Raw genomic sequence first — 19,926 nt, 5'->3', positions numbered from 1 at the left:
CATGAGCACCGGAAGCGCCGAACAACGCCATTTGCAGGCCGTCAGAGCCGGAATTAAATGACCCGCCGCCCCTCGCGCCAGACCGTCTTGATAATCGGCACATGGTCGGCCACCTGAAGGCGTACCAGATCGGCGCGCTTGCCTTCGGCAATTTCGCCGCGATCATCGAGACCCACAGCCTGCGCGGGGTTCTTCGAAACCAGACGAATAGCCTGCGGAAGTGAAATTCCATCAAGCACATCGGCCAGAAAGAATGCCGACTGCATCATGCTGGCCGGAATATAATCCGACGAGATGATGTCGAGATGCCCGGCTTCAACCAGTTCGCGCGCGGAAACATTGCCCGAATGCGAGCCACCGCGAACCACATTCGGTGCGCCCATCAGCACCGACATGCCAGATTCTTTCGAAGCTCTGGCCGCGGCATGAGTGGTCGGAAACTCGGCCACGCGAATGCCCTGTTCGCGCGCTTCGGCGACGTGATCCAACGTTGCATCGTCATGACTTGCGAGGATTACGCCGCGCTCGTGGCAAAGATCGGCAATCGCCTTGCGGGTCTTGGCGGAATATTGCTGCGACTGGCCGATGCGGCGCTCGCAGTAAATCCGGAACTCTTCTTCCGACAGCTTGTTCTTGCCCAGGAAGTAGGCCTTGTAGGCGTCCAGATTGGTGAATTGGCGCTGTCCGGGCGCGTGATCCATCAGCGAGACCAGCCTGATCAACGGATGACTGCCAAAGCGTTCAAAGGCCGAAAGACAATCCGGCGCGGAAACTTCGCAGCGCATGTGCAGGAAATGGTCGGCACGGAGCCGTCCCGCCGCACGACCTTCCGCTATTGCCGTGGAAAGCTTGAGCATATCATCGATGCCCGTTGGTGCATCGTCATCCAGACCTATGCGCAAGGCGTCGAATACGGTGGTAATGCCGGAAGCAGCAATCTGCGCATCATGCGCCTGCACGGCGGCAATCGGGTTCCAGCGCACTTTCGGGCGCGGTGCATAATGCCCTTCCAGATGGTCGGTATGCAGTTCGATCAGCCCCGGCGTCAGGAAGTCGCCTTCCATATCCTCGCCGACCGCTGACGGACCGCTGGCAATGTCTGCGATTTTACCGTCGACGAGCTTGATTGATCCGTCGATAACATCGTCTGCGAGAACGATACGCGCGTTGCGCAGGATAGTTTCATTCGTCATCGCTTACGGCCTCCCCACTGCCCGCTGGGTGCGCGTCTTCGTGGTTCCGCCTGTCAGCGGATGCAGCGAATGGATCTCGAAGGGCGCGCCCTTCTCAGGTTCCACAAACAAAGCGAGATTCGCAACCTCGACCGGGTCGTTCAGCAATGGCGCAAAGAATTCTTCCAGCCTGCGCTCGATCCTGGCGCGGTCACCCTCTGCAACCGGACCCGTGAGCGTCATATGGAAACGGAACTCTTCAAAAACGTATGGATAGCCCCAGCGCTCCAGATTGTGACGCTGCGCTTCGCTCAGGCGTTCGGGGCGGCGCTTGGCAATTTCAGCTTCGTTGAGCGGCGCGCGGAAGCGGTCCAGCGCGACGACAACATCATTGGCGAGCTGGTTCAATGCCGTAACAGATTCATGCGGCACCAGCGCAAAGAACGGCCCAATGGGCTGAAGCTTCAGGCGTGGAATGACGACCGGCTCGACCGACGAGGCAAAATGCATCAATGCGGACAGGAGTTCGCTTTCCGTCTGATTGTCGTTCAGGCGAAACGGCGCTTTCATCGTGGCGTGGAAACCGTAACGACGCGGCTCTTCAGTCAGCGATGCGATCTCTTCCGTCCCAAGGGAGCGAATCGCCGGCAGCTTGACAGGCTCTCCGCTAAAGGCGTTGCGCCCCAGCCAATTGGCCGCAACCTTCAAAAGCGCATCGCTGGAAGGCGGCGTGAAATAGATTGCATAACGCATTTCAAATCCTTGGTCTGTAACGGTGTCTCACCCCAGCACGGCGCGGGATCGTTACACAACGAATGTGGCAAGTCGATAAAGCCTGTATGACAATGATGGAAGACAACTGACAAAGCGATTTTACATCACAGAAAATTGGTATAGGCGTCTGTAATCGACTTGAGGAGAAAAAGATGAGCGGTTTCGCGTCTATCGGCGAGTGCATGATTGAACTTTCGGGCGGCGAAGGCGACCAGTGGCGCATGGGTTTTGCTGGCGATACGCTGAACACCGCCTGGTATGTTCGCGCGCTGACAGACCGAGCGTTTCCGGTCGACTATGTGAGCGCATTCGGCGAAGATAATTTCTCGCAGAAACAGCGCGTTTTCTTTTCGTCCAACGGCATCGGCATTGCCCATAGCCCGGTGATTGCCGGTGTGCATCCGGGCCTTTATGCCATCACGCTGAGCGGCGCAGAACGGTCCTTCACCTATTGGCGCAGCGATGCCGCTGCGCGCCGTCTGGCCAGCGACAGAGCCGCGCTAGAGCAAAGCCTTTCCGGGCGCGACATCATCTATTTTTCCGGTATTTCGATCGCCATCGTCCTGCCGGAACATCGCGAAACCTTTTTCGACGTGCTGCGGCAATGCCGCGCTGCCGGATCGCGGATCGCTTTCGATCCGAATTTCCGTCATCAACTCTGGCCGGATCGCAAGGCAGCGCAGGAGATCATCAGTGAAGCGATGCGCCTTGCCGATATCGCTCTGCCGACCTTCCCGGATGAACAGGCGCTTTTCGGCGACACCAATGCCGAGGCCTGCGCCGAGCGCCTCATCAGCCTTGGCGTGAAGGAAGTTGTCGTCAAGGACGGCACCGAACCCGCCCTGGTTGCAGCCGGTGGCGAACAGACACTGGTTCCTGCCGTTTTCGCCAATGCCGTGGACACGACCGGCGCTGGCGACAGCTTCAACGGTGCCTATCTTGTCGCGCGCATGGAAGGGCTTTCACCCGTCGAAGCCGCGCAGAAGGCCCATGCCGTCGCGGCCCGGGTGGTGGAAACGCGCGGCGCGCTCACGCCCATGGAAACAGCGCGCGCCGCTTATGCCGGATAGCATCCATTAGTCCCGGGTGAAGGCGAAACGGCTCTCCTGAGCGTAGATTTCGCCCGGGCGCAAAATGGCCTGCGGGAAATAGGGATATTCGAGCGAGCCGGGCCAAATTTGCGGCTCGAGGCAGAAGCCCGCATGTTTCCCGTAGGGCTTACCCGTCAGGCCGATGCAATCATTGGCCATCGTATTGCCGGCATAGAACTGGACGCCCGGTTCTGTCGTCAGCACATCCATGCGCACACCGGACTTCGCGGCCTTGACAGAAGCGCAGAGCCGCAACGGCACACGCGCCGCAGAAAGACAGAAATTGCTGTCATATTCGACCTGCTTGCCGTTTTCAGCATGGCGGATCAGGCGATAATCGCGGAAATCATATGCCGTGTCCTTGACCGGCAGAACGCGCCCGTCTGGAATCAGCGCTTCATCCACCGGCATATAAGCGTCGGCCACAATCTTCAGCTGATGTTCGAGGATGTCGCTTTCGCCGCCGTCGTCCAGATTGAAATAGCTGTGGTGCAGAAGATTGCAGATCGTCGGCTTGTCGGTCACGGCTTCCAGCCGCACGATTAAGGCGCCATTGCCATTCAGCATATAGGTGCAGCTGATTTTGAGATTGCCGGGAAAACCCATTTCGCCATCTTCGGCAACGGTTGCAAGCGTGACATAATCGGCACCGCTGCCGGTGACTTTCCAGACGCGATTGCCGAGGCCCTTGCTGCCACCATGGAGATTATGGCGGCCGAGATAGTTTGGCTCCACCTCATAAGTCTTTCCGTCCAGCACAAAGCGCGCATCGCGAATACGATTGGCCGAGCGACCCGCTATCGCGCCCAGATGCGGCGAATGGGCCGGATAATCATCAAAATTCTGGTAACCGATCACCAGCGGCGCATCATGCCCGTCAAGACGCAGATCCTGAATGGCCGCGCCCCAGGTGATGATCTTGGCCGTGAGCGGCCCGTTGGAGATGGTCAGCCGGTGAACCGCCTGCCCGTCTGGAGCATGTCCGAAAATTTCCGATGTCACGTCTGCCGCCTGTAAAAGTATGATTTATGGGAACCGCATCAAGCCGCATCGCACGCTCTTAAGCAAGAGGGTTGCTGCTTGATCGCAATCGATTCCTCCGATATTTTTTACATCTATTTCTGTGATAGCGTACAGTATACAGCGCCCATACTTACTTTATATTTCTAATATAAATTAATAAAGGTATTGATATGCGTTCAAACTTCTCGACGATTATGCCCTATATATTTCAGGAAGAAGGCGGCTACGTCGACAATCCGGCTGATCCGGGCGGCGCAACCAATATGGGTATTACTATCGGCACGCTTTCGAAATGGACAGGTCATTCCGAGTCTGCTCAAGACGTCAAAAATCTTACAAAAGACGCTGCAACGGAAATCTACAAAAAGCAGTATTGGGACAAGATCGATGGCGACAGTCTTCCCTCAGGCGTTGACTATGCCATGCTGGACTTCGCGGTCAATTCAGGCCCGGGTCATGCGATCAAGATGTTGCAGCAAATACTTGGCGTTCTTCAGGACGGGTTTCTCGGGCCAGCAACATTTGCCGCACTTTCCGCCCGCTCGCCGCAAGACCTCATCGACAGACTTTCCGATGAACGTGCAGCCTGGCTCAGAGGACTGGCCGCCGCCGCGACCTTTGGCAAAGGCTGGCAGGCTCGTGTCGAACGCGTGCGAACACGCGCGCTGGCGCTGGCGGAAAAGCCGGTCAACGATATCGACGCCGCTCATTCGGCAGGCATTTCGTTCCCGCACTCCTATGAACCGGCATATAAGGGGGGCCCGGAGGCTGAACAGCAGAGCGCGTCCCCCACGTTGCAACAGCCGGGATTGCTCGGCACGCTGGCCAGCATCATATCGGGTCTCGTTGCTATCATCATACAGGACGGCCCGCTGGAAACGGCGCTTGCCTGCGCCATGATAGCGCTGTCGCTCATTGGGGTGATCTATTTCGTCAAGCGCTAAAAAAGCCTCCAAAACGAGCCATATGAAGTGATTTCAAAAAATTGAGATTGCCTTTATGTTGCGCTTCGCTTGTCTCGTATCTTATATGCGCATCGAATGCCCGGTGATCTTGAAAGTAATATGACTTTCCTCGTGACCGGAAAAACGCTAGACACGCGCATACAGAGCATTTCCAGCAAATGTGCCCGGCACTTTTGCTGGCAGCGGAATGCGACGAAAAAATCAGATGCCTATAATTCGCGGCATCATCAGGAATAAAGGAATCGAAACTTGTCCTCTACTTTTGACAAAGTCGCCGACATCATCGCCGAAACCAGTGAAATCGATCGTGACACCATCACGCCGGAAAGCCACACCATCGACGATCTGGGCATCGACAGCCTCGACTTCCTCGACATCGTCTTCGCTATCGACAAGGCTTTCGGCATCAAGATTCCGCTTGAGCAGTGGACGCAGGAAGTGAACGAAGGCAAGGTTCCGACCGAAGAATACTTCGTGCTGAAGAACCTCTGCGCCAAGATCGACGAGCTGGTTGCGGCCAAGAAGGCCTGAGCTCGCTGAAAAATTGACGGTATTGAAGGGTGGACAGCAATGTTCGCCCTGATTCCGTTTCTGGAGCGCAAGATAGTTCTCGGATAGACCTTGGCCTCATCACGGCAGAACCGGACCCATGCAGAACAATAAAGTCGTCATCACCGGCATCGGCATCATTTCATCACTCGGCGAAGGCGCTGAAGTGCATTGGAACGCTTTTTCGACAACAGGCAGCGAACCGCGCCTCGAGAAAGAATCCTTTGCTCCCTACACCGTCCATCCACTCGGCGAAGTCGATTGGAGCCTGCAAATTCCAAAGCGTGGCGACCAGCGCCAGATGGAAACCTGGCAGCGCCTCGGCACCTATGCCGCGGGCCTTGCGCTGCAAGATGCAGGCATGAAGGACGATGAAGCGCTCTGCGCGACCATGGATATGGTTGTGGGCGCGGGTGGCGGCGAACGCGATATTACCGTCGATATGCAGATTCTTGAGGAAGGCCGCACCAGCAATAATCGTGGTGTGATGCTGAACGAGAAACTCTCGACCGAACTGCGTCCGACCCTGTTTCTGGCGCAGCTTTCCAACCTGCTCGCTGGCAATATTTCCATCGTGCACAAAGTGACGGGTTCTTCGCGCACTTTCATGGGTGAAGAAGGCTCCGGCATTTCAGCCATCGAAACCGCGGCAGCCCGCATCCGCACCGGACAAAGCACCCATGCTCTGGTGGGCGGCTCCTACAATGCCGAACATTTCGACATGATTCTCGGTCACGAATTGGGCGGATTGCTCAAGCATGACGGCTGGGCTCCGCTCTGGGAGCGTGACGGCTCGGCTGGCGGCGGCATGATTTCAGGTTCCGGCGGCGTGTTCCTCGTCCTCGAAAACGCCGAACATGCGGCAAAGCGCGGCGCACGCGCCTATGCGGAAGTAGCGGGAATCGCTGCCACGCAAATCCGCCGCGAAAGCGACGATCTTGCAAAGACCATTCGCGACCTCGTTCTCGAAGCCAATGGCGGCAAAGAGCCTGCTTATGTCGTTTCCGGCGCATCCGGTGCTCATGAGGCGACCAAAGCCGAAAAATCCGTTTTAGACGGCTTTTCCGCTGCCTATCGCGGCGTATCCGGCCTGACCGGACATTTGCGCGAAGCACAATTCCCGCTGGCGCTGGCGCTGGCCGCCATTTCTGTCTGGAAAGGTGAGGCTTTTGCGCCGTTGAACGCGTCGGAAAAGGCAGCTGATGGAAAAATCAGCGAAGCCGTCGTCACCACTGTCGGAGCAACGCGCGCCGAAGGTGCCGCAAAGCTGGTGAGAGCATAAGATGACCAAATATAAAGACCATCTGGGCCGCCCTATCGTCGCCATCACGGGCGCTGGCGTTGTTTCCTCGCTCGGACAGGGCAAGGAAGATAACTGGGCCGCGCTCACGGGCGGTGTTTCGGGTATTCACAGCATTACCCGTTTTCCGCTGGAAAATCTGAACACGCGCTTTGCGGGCACTGTGGATTTCCTTCCTGAAAGCGAAGTCGGCGCGTCGGCACTGTCGGAAAAGCTGGCACGTCTGGCCGGTGAAGAGGCGCTTGCACAGTCCGGCCTTTCGACAACCAATTTCGGGGGTCCGCTGTTTCTTGCCGCTCCGCCGGTCGAACTCGACTGGAAAAGCCGCTTTGCGCTTGATGCCAGCGTGAAGAACGAAGGTCCTGCAAGCTATCAGCTTCTGCTTGAAGCCTGCCGTCGTGCACGTCACGAGGCACTCTTCAACACGACGCAGTTCGGCTATATCGCCGAACGTCTTTCGGAAGTCTTTGGCACGCGTGGTCTGCCGATCACGCTTTCCACCGCCTGCGCCTCGGGTGCAACAGCGATCCAGCTTGGCGTTGAAGCGATCCGTCGCGGCGAAAGCGACCATGTTCTGGCGATTGGCACCGATGGTTCTGTTTCGGCGGAAGCGCTCATCCGCTTCTCGCTGCTTTCCGCATTGTCCACCCAGAATGAAAAGCCGGAAAAGGCATCAAAGCCGTTCTCCAAGGATCGCGACGGCTTTGCCATGGCCGAAGGTTCCGGCGCGCTCGTTATGGAATCGCTCGAAAGCGCGGTCGCCCGTGGTGCGAAGGTTCTCGGCATTCTGGCTGGTTGTGGCGAAAAGGCCGACGATTTCCATCGCACCCGCTCCAAGCCGGACGCCTCGCCTGCCATTGGCACCGTGCGCGCGGCACTGGCTGATGCTGGCCTGACCGAAGACCAGATTTCCTACATCAACGCCCACGGCACCTCGACGCCGGAAAACGACAAGATGGAATATCTGGCCCTTTCGTCCGTCTTCGGCGAGCGCATCGAATCCATCCCTGTTTCGTCCAACAAGTCGATGATCGGCCATACGCTGACCGCCGCCGGTGCGATTGAAGCTGTGTTCTCGCTGCTCACGATCCAGACGGGGACGCTGCCGCCGACCATCAATTACGACAATCCAGACCCGGCTATCCCGCTGGACGTTGTGCCGAATGTGAAGCGTGAGGCCAAGGTTTCCGCCGTGCTTTCGAACTCATTCGGCTTCGGCGGACAGAATACGAGCCTTGTTTTGGCGGCAAATCCGAATTAATCCGTCCGGCAAAAGAACTTTAAATTTCCTGATGATCCCGGAAGGCGCAAGCTCTCCGGGATCATGCCATGAAAGGAAGAGCCCATGCGCGCTTTGCAGCTTCTCGACGACCGTCGCCTTGAAATCACCGACATTGCACCGCCGCCGCCTCCCGGCCTTGGCGAAGTCACGGTCAAGATCAAGGCGGTCGCGCTGAACCATATCGACGTATGGGGCTGGCGTGGTATGGCTTTCGCCAAGCGCAAGATGCCGCTGGTGATCGGTGCGGAAGCTTCCGGTGTCGTTGATGCCGTCGGTCCCGGCGTTTCCAATCTGCTGCCCGGCCAGCTCGTTTCGATCTATGGTGCGCGCACCTGCGGCCTTTGCCGCGCCTGCCGTGAAGGCCGTGACAATCTGTGCGAACATGTCGGCGGCGTTCATGGTTTCCATCTCGACGGCTTTGCCTGCGAGGCCGTGAACCTTCCGGCCCGCCTGCTCGTGGCAGCACCTCCCGGTGTTGATGCCATCGGCGCTGCCGTCGCGCCTGTCACCTTCGGCACGGTCGAGCACATGCTATTCGACAATGCCAAGCTGGAACCGGGCGAAACCGTTCTCGTCCAGGCGGGCGGCTCGGGAATCGGTTCGGCGGCGATCCAGCTTGCCAAGAAGATGGGCTGCACCGTCATCACCACGGTTGGTTCTGACGACAAAATCGAGAAGGCCAAGGCTCTCGGCGCCGATCACGTCATCAACTATCGCGAAGACCGCTTCGAAGGCGTCGTGCGCAAGCTGACCAAGAAGAAGGGCGTCGATGTCGTCTTCGAACATGTCGGCGCGGATACCTGGGCCGGTTCGATGCTCTGCATGAAGCGCGGCGCGCGTCTTGTCACCTGTGGATCGACCTCGGGCGTTTCGACCAATATGAACCTGATGCAGCTCTTCCAGCAGCAGCTCAAGATTCTGGGCTCGTTTGGCTGCCGCATGGAAAACATGGCCGATGCCATGCAGAAAATGGCGCGTGGTATCGTACATCCGGTCATCGATACGGTGGTCGGCTTCAACGATATCGACACCGCCCTGAAGCGCATGGAAGGCCGCGACGTCTTCGGCAAGATCATTCTCCAGATCGACTGAAGCCCGTCCTTGTCATGATGTTCAAACTGAAGCTCCTGCTCTTTCGCTGGTCGCGCAAGCTGAAGCAGTTCAATTACTGGCTCTGGGCTCAGGCCGTTTTTGTGCTGCTTGGCCTGTTGCGCCTGTTTCCGGCGAAGGCTGCCATCAGCTTTTCGGCCAAGGTGGCCCGTCTCGTCGGGCCGCTGACGCCGCGCCACAAGATCGCAACCAACAATCTGCGCCAAGCCTATCCCGAAAAGAGCGACGCCGAGATCGAAGTGATCGCCCGCGACATGTGGGATTCCATGGCGCGGCTGCTGGCAGAGTATATTTTCCTCGACGCGATTTTCGATTTCGATCCCCATGCCGCAAAGCCGGGCCTGATCGAGGTGGACGGCATTCCGATTTTCGAACGCCTGCGCGATGAAAAGAAGCCGCATATCTTCTTCACCGCCCATACCGGCAATTTCGAACTGCTGCCGATCTGCGCAGCCACATTCGGCCTGAATGTCACCGCACTGTTTCGTCCGCCGAACAATCCCTATATCGCCAACAAGGTTCTGAAAGCGCGCCATACCAATATGGGCCATCTCGTGCCTTCCAAGGCAGGCGCTGCCTGGGCGCTGGCGGGTATTCTCGGCGATGGCGGCAATGTCGGTATGCTCGTTGACCAGAAATTCTCGCGTGGCGTGCCTTCCACATTCTTCAACCGCCCGGTGAAGACCAATCCGCTGCTGGCCAAGCTTGCGCGGCAATATGATTGCGATGTCTATCCGGCGCGCTGTATCCGCCTGCCCGGCGGACGCTATCGGCTTGAACTTTACGAGCGCATGGAATTGCCACGCGACGACAAGGGCCAGATCGATATCGACGCCACCGCGCAATTGCTCAATGACACGGTCGAGCAATGGGTGCGCGAATATCCGGGCCAGTGGATGTGGTTCCACAAGCGCTGGGGATAGGATTTTTGCTGTTCATATGATACGGGCAAGCCACGCTGCCAAGGAGACTATCGCCATGCGCCCCATCGCCATTGCCCCGTCCATTCTGTCCGCCGACTTTGCCCGTCTTGGCGAAGAAGTCGATGCCGTGCTGGAAGCCGGTGCCGACTGGATTCATATCGATGTCATGGACGGACATTTCGTGCCGAACATCACATTCGGCCCGCAGGTGGTGAAGGCGATCCGCCCGCGCACCAAGGCATTCTTCGACGCGCATCTGATGATTGCGCCGTGCGATCCCTATCTGGAACCCTTTGCCGATGCAGGCTGCGATCTGATCACCGTGCACGCAGAAGCCGGACCGCATACGCATCGCTCGCTGCAATCGATCCGTGCGCTCGGCAAGAAGGCCGGTATCGCGCTCAACCCGGCAACACCGGTCGAAGCGATCAGCAATATTCTGGACGACGTTGACCTGATCCTCGTCATGACCGTCAATCCGGGCTTCGGCGGCCAGAAATTCATCACGCCGATGCTCGACAAGATCAAGCGCGTCCGTGAAATGGTCGGCGACCGCCCGATCGACATTGAAGTCGATGGTGGCGTGACGCCGGAAACCGCAGGCTCGGTGGTTGCAGCTGGCGCGAATATTCTCGTCGCCGGATCGGCTGTCTACAAAGGCAATTCGGTCGAGACCTACCGCGCCAATATTGACGCCATTCGTGCTGCGGCGGAAGCCGCGCGTAATCGTTAAACCCTCACTTTCTACAGGACGCTCCCATGATCCCGCGCTATTCCCGGCCAGAAATGGTCGCTATCTGGTCTCCGGAAACGAAATTCCGTATCTGGTTCGAGATCGAAGCCTATGCTTGCGAAGCGCTGGCCGAACTGGGCGTCATCCCCAAGGAAGCTGCCAAGACCATCTGGGAAAAAGGTAGCGTCGCGAAGTTCGACGTCGCCCGCATCGACGAAATCGAAGCCGTCACCAAGCATGACGTCATCGCCTTCCTGACACATCTTGCCGAATTCATCGGCCCCGACAGCCGCTTTGTGCATCAGGGCATGACCTCGTCGGACGTGCTCGACACCACGCTCAACGTCCAGCTGGTTCGCGCTGCCGACCTCCTACTCGCCGACATGGACCGCGTTCTGGCCGCGCTCAAGACCCGCGCCTTCGAGCACAAGGATACGGTGCGCATCGGCCGCAGCCATGGCATTCACGCCGAACCGACCACGATGGGTCTCACCTTCGCGCGTTTCTATGCGGAAATGCAGCGGAACCGCACTCGCCTCGTCGCGGCCCGCGCAGAAATCGCAACCGGCGCGATTTCCGGTGCTGTCGGCACTTTTGCCAATATCGATCCACGCGTTGAGGAATATGTCTGCGCCAAGCTTGGCCTCGAAGCCGAGCCGGTTTCCACGCAGGTCATTCCGCGCGACCGTCATGCGATGTTCTTCGCGACGCTCGGCGTCATTGCCTCTTCGATTGAAAATGTCGCCATCGAAATCCGCCACATGCAGCGCACCGAAGTTCTGGAAGCCGAAGAGTTCTTCTCTCCGGGCCAGAAGGGTTCGTCCGCCATGCCGCACAAGCGCAACCCGGTTCTGACCGAAAACCTGACCGGCCTTGCCCGTCTCGTGCGCATGTCGGTCACGCCCGCCATGGAAAACGTCGCTCTCTGGCACGAACGCGATATTTCGCATTCGAGCGTCGAGCGCGCCATTGGTCCAGACACCACCATCACCCTCGACTTCGCGCTCAACCGTCTGGCTGGAGTGGTCGAAAAGCTGGTGATCTATCCGGACAACATGCTGAAAAACATGAACAAGTTCCGCGGTCTGGTGCATTCGCAGCGCGTGCTGCTGGCGCTGACGCAGGCAGGCGTATCGCGCGAAGACGCCTATCGTCTCGTGCAGCGCAACGCCATGAAAGTCTGGGAACAGGGTGCCGATTTCCTTGAAGAACTGCTGGCAGATACGGAAGTGCGCGCAGCCCTTTCCGAAGAGCAAATTCGTGAGAAGTTCGATCTCGGCTACCACACCAAGCATGTGGATACCATTTTCAAGCGCGTCTTTGGTTAAGAAGATTTCGGCTCTGGCGCTGCCTTCCCCTCATCCTGAGGAGCCGCTGAAAACGGCGCATCATCCTGAGATTTCCGAAGGATCGAAGGAGAGGGAAACAAGCAAAGCGCCTGCCCTCGCCCTTCGACACGGCGCTTCGCGCCTGCTCAGGATGAGGGAGAAAACAAGTGTCCGGCTGATCTGAAACGATCACGCCTCAAGTGATAGCCGTATACAAAAAAGCCCCATGTTTTTGAAAACATGGGGCTTTTCCATTGTGGGATATTGGTTCTATCAGGCCTTGGTCTTGATCGTATTGACCACATTGCCCCAAGGATCGACGAAGGAGCTATCGTTACCGCCGCGCGTATCTTCCAGTTCGACCCAGGCAAGTCCGGTACGATCCGCATCACGCTTACCGGCACCGGCGCTCTGCCAGGCATTCGCTGCGATATGGTGATGGTAACGCCCCGTGGACATGAACACAGCCCGGTCGCCATAGGTCTGCACCGTTTCCAGCCCAAGCTCGGTGTGCCAGAAGGTTTCGGCCTCATGCGCATTGCCAACACGCAGGTGCACATGGCCGACAACGGTGTTTTGCGGCGCGCCAGTCCATTCTCCGCCTTCGGTCTTGATGACATCAAGCAGGCCACGCACGTCGAGCGCTTCCGTGCCCATTTTCACGCGGTCACCATTCCACTGCCACTTCTCATGCGGGCGGTCGGAATAAATCTCGATGCCATTCCCTTCCGGGTCCGTCAGGTAGATGGCTTCACTGACATCATGGTCTGAAGCGCCGGCAACCGGCAATTGCTTGTCGATAGCCCGGCGCGACCAGCGCGCCAGATCGCCACGCGTCGGCAGCAAGAACGCCGTGTGGTATAGCCCGGCGCTGCGCGGATCATCCGCGCGAGCGGCTGAAAACTGCTCGATTTCCATCAATTCACGGTCGCCAGCGCCCAGCACGATGGAAGCGCCGCGACGGCTCATCTCGCGCAGGCCAACAACGTCGCGATAATATTCGGCCAATGTTTCCGCATCGCGTGCCTTGAGACCAATACGCGCCACGCGCATTGGCGTGGTCATGGCAAATGGAAGCGGAGCAACCGGACGGGTCGTCTCGGCAACCGGCGTCTTCAATTGCTGTGTCATATCATTCTCCTTCGACGGCATCTCTGCACGCGCGGGCACTATGCCGGCCATTAAAGCAGCTCCCGTAGCGCCAAGCACCGAACGTCTGCTGATTGTCATGACCTGTGCTCTCCTTCGCGTTCTGTTCCCGCTAAACATCGCTGTTTGCGGGATCGTTCACAAGATCGCGATCTGAGAACAGGCTGTTCATCATTCGTAACATTCAGCGGCATCGCCGGTGCTTGAAGAAGTCACAAAGGCAATCTAAATGGGGGCTATGAAAGTCAAAGACGCAGATATCCTCATCATCCCCGGTTACACCAATTCCGGCCCTGACCACTGGCAGACCCGTTGGGAGAACAAACTCTCGACAGCGCGCCGCGTGCAGCAGGCGGAATGGTCGAAGCCGGTTCGCGACGATTGGGTGGGCGAAGTCGTCAAGGCGGCGAATGCGGCCACCAAGCCCATAGTGCTGGTTGCACATTCTTTGGGCGTGGCCACAGCCCTGCACGCCGTGCCGTTGATCCAGCACAAGATCGCGGGCGCATTTTTCGTGGCCCCGCCAGATGTTTCGAACGAAAGCATCCGCCCGAAGCATTTGATGACCTTCGGCCCCTATCCGCGCGAGCGACTGCCTTTCCCGACCATCACGGTCGTAAGTCGCAACGATCCTTTCTCAAGCTTCGAAGCAGCCGAAGATGTCGTGAAGGATTGGGGCGCCATGCTGATCGATGCGGGCGAGTCGGGTCATATCAACGCGGATTCCGGTCACGGACCATGGCCGGAAGGCTCCATGGTGTTTGCGGAGTTTATGACGCAGCTACAAGCACCCAAGCAGCACTGAAACAAAAGGCGGGTTTGAACCCGCCTTTTTGGTAGTCAACAAAGCAAGCTGAAATCAGGCGCGAACGGCATCCACAAGCTGTTGTGCAGCAAGACGGAGATAGCCGCCCTCATTGCTGACCGTCACAAAACGGAAACCCAGCGGAATATAGCGTCGCGCAAATTCCGGCGACGGTGAGTAAATACCTGCGATCTTGCCAGCGGCAGCGGCTTTGCGCGCAATATTGCTGATCGGCTCGACAATGGCGTCGGAATTTGGGTTGGCCTCGCGTCCATTGCTCCAGGCAATCGAGAAATCGGCGGGGCCGACGAAGACACCGTCAATGCCGCGCACATCGAGAATGGCATCCAGCGCATCATAAGCGTCACGCGTTTCGATCATCGCGAAAGCCAGCGTGTCCTGATTTGCCGTGGTCAGATAATCGTTGGAGCCGGGTGTGCCATAATCGGCATTGGCGCGGAAAACACCCCATGAACGTTCGCCCACCGGCGGATATTTCATGGCTGCTGCGAACTTGCGCGCATCTTCGGCGGAATTGATCATTGGAGCGATCACTGCCTCCGCGCCGAAATCCAGTGCGCGGCTTGCCATGTCGAAGCGTCCCACCGGAATGCGCACCACCGGCGGCTTCCCGGCATTCAGCACGAGACCGACGCTGCGCAGCACACTCGCCTCATCATGACCGCCATGCTGCATATCCAGCGTCACGGCGTCAAAGGCGGTGTGTGCAAGGATTTCGACCGTCAGCGGCTCAGGGAGAGACGACCACGCGGAGAGCACGGTTTCACCGGCACGCAGACGCGAAGACAGGGACATAGGAATTTCCTTCATTTCATAAGAACGGCATTTCACAATAGCAGGTAAATAAAAATGGGGTGGAAGCACTAGCCGCACTTCCACCCCATGATATCAATCCTGCTGTATCTGACGGATCGCTTCCTCTAGGAACAGTTGCATTTTTTCGCGGATCGTTTCGTCGCTATCGGTGACACCGCCTTCGTCGAAATCGGTGCGGATCTTGCGAAACACATCGTCATCACCGGCCTCGATGAAATCGGCTGCTATGACATCGCGGGCATAGGCCTCGGCCTCGCCATCCTTTTTGCCAAGACGCTCGGCAGCCCACAATCCGAGGAGCTTGTTTCTGCGCGCTTCGGCCTTGAAGCGTAAATCAGCATCGTGCGCGAATTTCTTTTCGAAAGCATCGCGGCGATCATCCATACCTGTCGTCATTCACAAAACTCCCAACAACTGCCATTAGGAATGAGATCGTCACCCATTCTCTTGCCTAAAGCTGGCAAGGGGCGCAAGATTATACAAGAGCGGCAAATCAATTTCTTGCTGTTCGTCCATAATCTTGCATGAGAACGCATCCCGAAAAGGGTAAAACCGTTTTCGGAGAAGATGCGCACCAAAACAAAGGATTGGAGTGCCAGGCTGATAGAATCGGATCGAAACGCGTTTCAGAATCACCGAAAACGGGGGAACGGGCACCAAGCAGGATTGTTAAAAGCCCTTATTTGCTATAGGTAGCCCGCGAGAATAGCGGCTTAGAGCCGATCACCATAGATATGGAAATCCGAGAAAAGCCATGAACCGTCGCCGCCGTATTTACGAGGGCAAGGCCAAGATTCTTTACGAAGGCCCCGAGCCAGGAACGCTTGTCCAGTTCTTCAAGGACGATGCAACCGCGTTCAACAAGAAAAAGCACGAAGTCGTGGACGGAAAGGGTGTACTCAACAACCGCATTTCCGAATATATTTTTACGCAGCTGAACCGCATTGGAATTCCGACCCACTTCATCCGCCGTCTCAACATGCGTGAGCAGCTGATCAAAGAAGTGGAAATCATTCCGCTTGAAGTCGTGATCCGCAACGTTGCAGCAGGCTCGCTGTCCAAGCGCCTCGGCATCGAGGAAGGCACGGTTCTGCCGCGCTCGATCATCGAGTTCTATTACAAGGCCGATGCGCTCGAAGACCCGCTGGTTACCGAAGAACACATCACGGCATTCGGCTGGGCCAGCCCGCAGGAAATCGATGACATCATGGCGCTTGCCATTCGCGTCAACGACTTCCTTTCTGGTCTGTTCCTTGGCGTCGGCATCCAGCTTGTCGATTTCAAAATCGAATGCGGACGTCTGTGGGAAGGCGACATGATGCGTATCGTCGTCGCCGACGAAATCTCCCCGGACTCGGCCCGTCTCTGGGATATCAATACCAATGACAAGCTCGACAAGGACCGTTTCCGCCGCGATATGGGCGGATTGGTCGAGGCCTATCAGGAAGTGGCGCGCCGTCTCGGCATCATGAACGAGAATGACTCGCCCCGTCCTTCCGGCCCTGTGCTTGTGAAGTAATCCGATCGGCCCGGGAGCCGCCAAGACAGACACTTTCCGGGCTGTTTCGTTCGCGACAGGCAATTCCAGATTTTCATCTGAAGTTGTAAGAACCAAATCTAGAGCTACAGGAACTTAAGAGTGATCAAGGCACGCGTCACCGTTACACTGAAAAACGGCGTTCTGGACCCGCAGGGCAAAGCTATCGTCGGCGCACTCGGCAGCCTCGGTTTCGCCGGCGTCAATTCGGTCCGTCAGGGCAAGGTGTTCGACCTCGAACTCGAAGGCACCGACAAGGCCAAGGCCGAAGCAGAGCTGAAGGCCATGTGCGATAAGCTCCTCGCCAATACGGTGATCGAAGATTATTCCATCGCCATCGGCTGAGCCAAACAAAGGAAGCAGACGCTCATGAAATCCGCTGTCATTCTCCTTCCCGGCCTCAATCGCGACCGCGACATGATCGCAGCGCTCACCAAGATCACCGGTCAGGCTCCTGTCACTGTCTGGCAGACCGATACCAGCATCCCGGACGATGTCGACCTGATCCTCATCCCCGGCGGCTTCTCCTACGGCGACTATCTGCGCTGCGGTGCAATTGCTGCCCGTATGCCGGTTCTTCAGGCCGTGCGTGAGAAGGCCGACAAGGGCGTCATGGTGATGGGCGTTTGCAACGGTTTCCAGATTCTCGTTGAAGCCGGACTGCTGCCGGGCGCACTGATGCGCAACGCCTCGCTGAAGTTCGTCTGCCGCGAAGTAAAGCTTGAAGTCAGCAATGCGAACACCGCCTTCACCCGTGGCTATCAGCCGAACCAGATCATCCGCTGCCCGGTCGCGCATCATGACGGCAATTATTTCGCTGATGCCGAGACGCTGAAGCGTATCGAAGGCGAAGGTCAGGTCGTGTTCCGTTATGCGGAAGGCACCAATCCAAACGGTTCGGTCAATGATATTGCCGGTATCGTCAATGCGCGCGGCAATGTGCTTGGCATGATGCCGCATCCGGAAAATCTGATCGAAGCGGCCCATGGCGGCGACGATGGGCGGGCGCTTTTTGCGGGCGCGCTGGGCATCGCAGCCTGATAAGTTTCGAAGAAGGGCGGTTCTCTATGAGACCGCCCTTTTTCATTTTCTTCACCGAATTGCATTGCCGGTAAGATAACGTTCCCTGCCCGCACCCTCGACGACGAAAACCAGTCTAGCTTGTCGCCTGCTTTCGTGGCAGTTTTGCCTTGGGAGAATTCCTTGGCAACCGAATCGGGGGGACAAAATCATGCAGCTTTATTCTCGGCCTCTGTCTCCTTACTCCGCTTTCGTGCGCAGCGTTCTCTATCTGAAGGACCTGCCTTTCAAGCCGATCACACTGCCCTATCCCTTCCCGGCCGATTTCGGTGAAATCACGCCTTTGCGCCGTGTTCCCGTGCTGATTACCAGTTCCGGCGAAACGCTTTTTGAAGCCGTTGTGATTGCCGAATATCTCGAAGATCATTTTCCTGAAAAGCCGCTCCTGCCCGGCACGCCGCGCCAGCGCGCGCTGATCCGGCTTCTGGCCCGCGTTGTGGAGCTGGAAGTTCTTGGACCGGCGATGAAGCTGTTCATCCTGCTGAGCAAACCGGAGCGTGACAGCGCAACCATCGACCGCCTGTTCGAAAAACTGAATACGGGCCTGTCGGTGATCGAACATCGCCTCCCGGATACGTTTTATGCCGTTGGCGAAGAGCCGACGCTGGCTGATGCCTGGCTGATACCGGTGCGCTTTCTCATGGAACCATTGAAGAAGCTTTCGGGAAAGCCGGATTTGCTGGACGCGTTTCCGAAATTCGATGCCTATGCCGCGAAGGCAAAGCAACATCCGGCTTTTGAGCGCATCTGGAACGAGATGAGCGATGGACTAAAGGCCTTCATGCCGCAGCTGGCCTGAGAGCCCGCTGCGCCGCCCCTTCCTGTCATTATTCCCCCTCTGCGCGCCTCCAGTCCTCCCCGGTGGCACGCCCTTTTGGAGTTCGTTTCTTGACGAAAAAGACCATCGCTTTCATCGCCTTGCCTGCGATTGCGCTTCTTGCGGCCTGTACGCCGCGTCCGGCCAGTGGACCAGTCACGCAGAATGTCAGCAAGGCTGCGCTACCGACGATGGAACGCATTGCACTGGCCGCCAATAGCTGCTGGTTCAAATCGAAGGACAAGGATTTCCGCAGCTATTCGCTGGCGCCGGAACTCAATTCTTTCAGCGGTCGTCCGCGTATCCTCGTCGTGCCGGGGCACAATCCGGCAGCGCGCCCGCTGCTGGTCGTTCAGGCGGAAGGCAATCCCGCCCGTGTCGAAACCTTCGGCCCGATGCTCCAGGAAAGCCACGGCAACCGCATTCTCAGTGACGTCAACCGCTGGGCATCTGGCCAGAAGGGGTGCTAAAATTGAAACCCTCCCGCAAAAATGCGGGAGGGGTCATCTCTATAACAGCTGTCGACGACAGCGAATGTGTGTTTCAGTTCTTCACATCGAATTCGTTCTTGGCAGCGCAGGCGGTCGCTTCCCGTTTCAAAGCTTCAGATTTCGTCCCGCCTGATGCCAATGTCTTTAAGCTGTCTATCGTCCAGCTCCATAAGCATCTTCCGGGTCCGACGTCTTGACGAAGATGCCCGGACTTTATCGACAAGCCCTGTCCAAGCCTTGCGTATCCTGTGCGGCACAACCGAAACTGACCGAGCGCGCAAGCCCTTGCTTAAATCACTCGCAATATCGACTTCCGGCAGAATAGTAATTGCGTCAATCACATCATTGGTTGGCCTGATGTAGTTCATTACAGCAGCCTCCTCTTTTCAAACATTAGCTTCATGCGAATGGATTGATAATTAGGATGCTATCAAATTCACCAATATGAACAATTACAAGTACTTGCGCTGGATTTCTGCCTCGCTATTTTGCCATAGCCATTATTTCGATACTGCTCATATAGAGCTCGACGATTGCAGGCATGTTCCTGCACGCGCGTAAGCCCGGAGCGGGTTTGGGAATTTCAGCGCAGATGAAAACGTACCTTGCGCGCTTCCCGCTCGGCTTCGCTTCTTCTGAGGCCAATATCGCGCAACTGCTCCTCGGTCATTTCGAACAGTGCAAGGCGACTGCGACGCATCATGCTTTTGTGTGACAGCCAGTTGAAGAGCCGACGCAGCAGGCCCGCATCCGTCGCTTCCCCCGACGCAGCCTCCAGTTGAGCATGCAACCCACGGGGCAGTTCGCTTATACGATCCGCATCCGGCATGGGGGAAATTGTATCTATTGTCTCTGTCTGCAGTCTGAAGTAAAACATCGTTCCGTCCATTCATGTGCGCGCCTGATGCCATAGGGGGCCAGATTTGAAGGTCATTCACGGCAATCTGGATATAGGGGCAT

General features: G+C 57.3%; 23 protein-coding genes. 15 read left to right on the top strand and 8 right to left on the bottom strand.

Annotation, left to right across the window (positions count from 1 at the left end; genetic code table 11):
- Positions 1-53: 53 nt before the first annotated feature.
- The gene (locus tag HWD97_RS06380) at positions 54-1,193 is read right to left on the bottom strand and encodes an alpha-D-ribose 1-methylphosphonate 5-triphosphate diphosphatase (protein ID WP_371834880.1); all 1,140 of its coding nucleotides are present in this window, start codon (positions 1,191-1,193) and stop codon (positions 54-56) included.
- A gap of 3 nt (positions 1,194-1,196) precedes the next feature.
- Positions 1,197-1,925: a DUF1045 domain-containing protein gene (locus tag HWD97_RS06375; RefSeq protein WP_109368840.1), complete on the bottom strand. Its 729-nt coding sequence runs from the start codon at positions 1,923-1,925 to the stop codon at positions 1,197-1,199.
- Between the two features lie 173 nt (positions 1,926-2,098).
- Here HWD97_RS06375 and HWD97_RS06370 point away from each other — a divergent pair, with 173 nt between their 5' ends.
- Positions 2,099-3,016: a sugar kinase gene (locus tag HWD97_RS06370; RefSeq protein WP_140025113.1), complete on the top strand. Its 918-nt coding sequence runs from the start codon at positions 2,099-2,101 to the stop codon at positions 3,014-3,016.
- Positions 3,017-3,022: 6 nt separating this feature from the next.
- Here HWD97_RS06370 and HWD97_RS06365 read toward each other — a convergent pair whose 3' ends face one another.
- Positions 3,023-4,039 carry an aldose epimerase family protein gene (locus tag HWD97_RS06365; RefSeq protein WP_109368838.1) on the bottom strand — a complete coding sequence of 339 codons (1,017 nt, stop codon included), beginning with the start codon at positions 4,037-4,039 and terminating at the stop codon, positions 3,023-3,025.
- Between the two features lie 191 nt (positions 4,040-4,230).
- On the opposite strand from HWD97_RS06365, the gene HWD97_RS06360 reads away from it, so the two are divergent.
- From HWD97_RS06360 to purB, 8 genes are all read left to right on the top strand, one after another.
- On the top strand, positions 4,231-5,004 hold the full coding sequence (locus HWD97_RS06360) for a glycoside hydrolase family 108 protein (RefSeq protein WP_371834879.1): 774 nt from the start codon (positions 4,231-4,233) through the stop codon (positions 5,002-5,004).
- A 270-nt stretch (positions 5,005-5,274) separates the two neighbouring features.
- On the top strand, positions 5,275-5,556 hold the full coding sequence (locus tag HWD97_RS06355; RefSeq protein WP_078338469.1) for an acyl carrier protein: 282 nt from the start codon (positions 5,275-5,277) through the stop codon (positions 5,554-5,556).
- A 118-nt stretch (positions 5,557-5,674) separates the two neighbouring features.
- Entirely contained in the window at positions 5,675-6,856 is a 1,182-nt protein-coding gene (locus HWD97_RS06350; RefSeq protein WP_109368836.1) for a beta-ketoacyl-ACP synthase, read from the top strand.
- A 1-nt stretch (position 6,857) separates the two neighbouring features.
- Positions 6,858-8,135: a beta-ketoacyl-ACP synthase gene (locus HWD97_RS06345; RefSeq protein WP_109368835.1), complete on the top strand. Its 1,278-nt coding sequence runs from the start codon at positions 6,858-6,860 to the stop codon at positions 8,133-8,135.
- 84 nt (positions 8,136-8,219) lie between these two features.
- On the top strand, positions 8,220-9,248 hold the full coding sequence (locus tag HWD97_RS06340) for a zinc-binding dehydrogenase (protein WP_078338466.1): 1,029 nt from the start codon (positions 8,220-8,222) through the stop codon (positions 9,246-9,248).
- Between the two features lie 14 nt (positions 9,249-9,262).
- Positions 9,263-10,189: a lipid A biosynthesis lauroyl acyltransferase gene (locus HWD97_RS06335; RefSeq protein WP_109368834.1), complete on the top strand. Its 927-nt coding sequence runs from the start codon at positions 9,263-9,265 to the stop codon at positions 10,187-10,189.
- Between the two features lie 55 nt (positions 10,190-10,244).
- Positions 10,245-10,922 carry a ribulose-phosphate 3-epimerase gene (gene rpe, locus HWD97_RS06330; protein ID WP_109368833.1) on the top strand — a complete coding sequence of 226 codons (678 nt, stop codon included), beginning with the start codon at positions 10,245-10,247 and terminating at the stop codon, positions 10,920-10,922.
- 26 nt (positions 10,923-10,948) lie between these two features.
- Complete coding sequence (gene purB / locus HWD97_RS06325) at positions 10,949-12,250, top strand: adenylosuccinate lyase (RefSeq protein WP_109368832.1); 1,302 nt, start codon at positions 10,949-10,951, stop codon at positions 12,248-12,250.
- A 273-nt stretch (positions 12,251-12,523) separates the two neighbouring features.
- Here purB and HWD97_RS06320 read toward each other — a convergent pair whose 3' ends face one another.
- Positions 12,524-13,480 (bottom strand): VOC family protein, encoded by a 957-nt coding sequence (locus HWD97_RS06320; RefSeq protein ID WP_371831111.1) that lies wholly within the window; start codon positions 13,478-13,480, stop codon positions 12,524-12,526.
- Positions 13,481-13,637: 157 nt separating this feature from the next.
- Here HWD97_RS06320 and HWD97_RS06315 point away from each other — a divergent pair, with 157 nt between their 5' ends.
- The gene (locus HWD97_RS06315) at positions 13,638-14,204 is read left to right on the top strand and encodes an alpha/beta hydrolase (protein WP_109368831.1); all 567 of its coding nucleotides are present in this window, start codon (positions 13,638-13,640) and stop codon (positions 14,202-14,204) included.
- A gap of 54 nt (positions 14,205-14,258) precedes the next feature.
- Here HWD97_RS06315 and HWD97_RS06310 read toward each other — a convergent pair whose 3' ends face one another.
- Positions 14,259-15,026 (bottom strand): HpcH/HpaI aldolase/citrate lyase family protein, encoded by a 768-nt coding sequence (locus tag HWD97_RS06310; RefSeq protein ID WP_171317884.1) that lies wholly within the window; start codon positions 15,024-15,026, stop codon positions 14,259-14,261.
- Between the two features lie 87 nt (positions 15,027-15,113).
- The gene (locus HWD97_RS06305) at positions 15,114-15,437 is read right to left on the bottom strand and encodes a DUF1476 domain-containing protein (protein WP_109368829.1); all 324 of its coding nucleotides are present in this window, start codon (positions 15,435-15,437) and stop codon (positions 15,114-15,116) included.
- 358 nt (positions 15,438-15,795) lie between these two features.
- Here HWD97_RS06305 and purC point away from each other — a divergent pair, with 358 nt between their 5' ends.
- From purC to HWD97_RS06280, 5 genes are all read left to right on the top strand, one after another.
- A complete protein-coding gene (gene purC / locus HWD97_RS06300; RefSeq protein ID WP_109368827.1) occupies positions 15,796-16,560 on the top strand; it encodes a phosphoribosylaminoimidazolesuccinocarboxamide synthase in 765 nt (254 codons plus the stop codon).
- 120 nt (positions 16,561-16,680) lie between these two features.
- Entirely contained in the window at positions 16,681-16,923 is a 243-nt protein-coding gene (gene purS, locus HWD97_RS06295; protein ID WP_109368826.1) for a phosphoribosylformylglycinamidine synthase subunit PurS, read from the top strand.
- Positions 16,924-16,947: 24 nt separating this feature from the next.
- Complete coding sequence (gene purQ, locus HWD97_RS06290) at positions 16,948-17,619, top strand: phosphoribosylformylglycinamidine synthase subunit PurQ (protein ID WP_109368825.1); 672 nt, start codon at positions 16,948-16,950, stop codon at positions 17,617-17,619.
- A 190-nt stretch (positions 17,620-17,809) separates the two neighbouring features.
- Positions 17,810-18,457, top strand: a complete 648-nt coding sequence (locus tag HWD97_RS06285; RefSeq protein WP_371834878.1) for a glutathione S-transferase family protein — start codon at positions 17,810-17,812, stop codon at positions 18,455-18,457.
- 89 nt (positions 18,458-18,546) lie between these two features.
- Positions 18,547-18,945, top strand: coding sequence for a hypothetical protein (locus tag HWD97_RS06280; RefSeq protein ID WP_121535884.1), 399 nt, complete (start codon positions 18,547-18,549; stop codon positions 18,943-18,945).
- Between the two features lie 134 nt (positions 18,946-19,079).
- On the opposite strand, the gene HWD97_RS06275 is transcribed toward HWD97_RS06280, so the two are convergent.
- Together HWD97_RS06275 and HWD97_RS06270 are read right to left on the bottom strand one after the other, a co-directional pair.
- Complete coding sequence (locus HWD97_RS06275; protein ID WP_109368822.1) at positions 19,080-19,334, bottom strand: DUF1127 domain-containing protein; 255 nt, start codon at positions 19,332-19,334, stop codon at positions 19,080-19,082.
- Positions 19,335-19,549: 215 nt separating this feature from the next.
- Positions 19,550-19,855 (bottom strand): DUF1127 domain-containing protein, encoded by a 306-nt coding sequence (locus tag HWD97_RS06270; protein WP_109368821.1) that lies wholly within the window; start codon positions 19,853-19,855, stop codon positions 19,550-19,552.
- Positions 19,856-19,926 lie beyond the last annotated feature (71 nt).

The sequence above is a fragment of the Ochrobactrum sp. C6C9 genome (assembly GCF_022627935.1).
GTDB classification, from domain to species: domain Bacteria; phylum Pseudomonadota; class Alphaproteobacteria; order Rhizobiales; family Rhizobiaceae; genus Brucella; species Brucella teleogrylli.
The sequence above is the reverse complement of the archived record's forward strand: the minus strand, read 5'-3'. Positions and strand labels throughout refer to the sequence as shown.